This window comes from Marinibaculum pumilum, assembly GCF_042646425.1.
GTDB classification, from domain to species: domain Bacteria; phylum Pseudomonadota; class Alphaproteobacteria; order Ferrovibrionales; family Ferrovibrionaceae; genus Marinibaculum; species Marinibaculum pumilum.
Map to the genome: position 1 here is coordinate 102292 of NZ_JBHRTR010000054.1, position 1323 is coordinate 103614.

1 protein-coding gene is annotated in these 1323 nt (G+C 73.0%); it reads left to right on the forward strand.

Going from position 1 to position 1323, the window contains the following annotated elements:
* Positions 1 to 1323 (forward strand): molybdopterin oxidoreductase family protein (locus ACFOGJ_RS27500; RefSeq protein WP_379907077.1); only part of this gene is annotated, 1323 nt, incomplete at both ends.

Below are 1323 nucleotides of genomic sequence, written 5' to 3' on the forward strand. Positions count from 1 at the left end.
CCGCGCCTTCGCCGGGACCGAACGGGTGGTCACCCTGTTCAGCCAGGGGGTGAACCAGTCCGCCGCCGGCACCGACAAGGTCAATGCGATCCTGAACGCCTATCTGGCCACCGGCCGGATCGGCCGGCCCGGCATGGGCCCCTTCTCCCTGACCGGGCAGCCGAACGCCATGGGCGGCCGCGAGGTCGGCGGGCTCGCCAACCAGCTGGCGGCCCATATGGAGATCGAGGATCCGCGCCATCGCGCCCTGGTCGGACAGTTCTGGGATGCGCCGGCGATGGCACGCAAACCCGGCCTGCGCGCGGTGGAACTGTTCCAGGCGGTGGCGGCGGGCAGGATCAAGGCGCTGTGGATCATGGCGACCAACCCGGTGGCCAGCCTGCCCGACAATGCGGCCGTTGAGGCGGCGCTGGTGGCCTGCCCCTTCGTCGTCGTCTCCGACGTCACCGCGGCGACCGACACCGCCCGCCATGCGCATGTCCTGCTGCCGGCCGCCGCCTGGGGCGAAAAGGACGGCACCGTCACCAATTCCGAACGGCGGATCTCCCGCCAGCGGGCCTTCCTGCCGCTGCCGGGGGAGGCGCGGCCGGACTGGTGGATGATCGCGCAGGTCGCGCGGCGCATGGGCTGGGCGCAGGCCTTCGCCCATGACGGCCCGGCGGCGATCTATCGCGAACATGCGGCGCTGTCGGCCTGGCGCAACAACGGCAGCCGGGACTTCGACATCGGCGGCCATGCCGGTCTGAGCGATACGGCCTATGACGCCTTGCAGCCCGTCCAGTGGCCGCTGCCGAATGGCGGCGTCGGCACGGCCCGGCTGTTCGGCGACGGTCGCTTTTTCACCGAAGACGGTCGCGCCCGCTTCCTGGCGCTGACGCCGCCGCCGGCCGCAGAGCCGCCGGATGACGTGCTGCTGAACACCGGCCGGATCCGCGACCAGTGGCACACCATGACCCGCACCGCCCTGTCCGCGCGGCTGTCGGCGCACTACGCGGAACCCTTTGCGGAGCTGCATCCCGAGACCGCCCGCCAGCACGGCATCGGGCCGGCGGACCTGGTGGCGATCGAGAGCGCGCATGGCCGCATCCTGGTGCGGGCGCTGATCACGTCGCGACAGCGGCCGGGGATGGTGTTCGTGCCGATGCACTGGAACGACCAGACCAGCGCCGCCGGCCGGGTCGGCCGCCTGCTGGCGCCGCGGATCGACCCGGTGTCCGGCCAGCCGGCGCTGAAGCGGATGCCGGTCGCCCTGCACCGCTTTCCCGCCGCCTGGCACGGCTTCGCGGTGTCGGTCGACCGGCCGGACCCGCGCGGGCCGGCCGG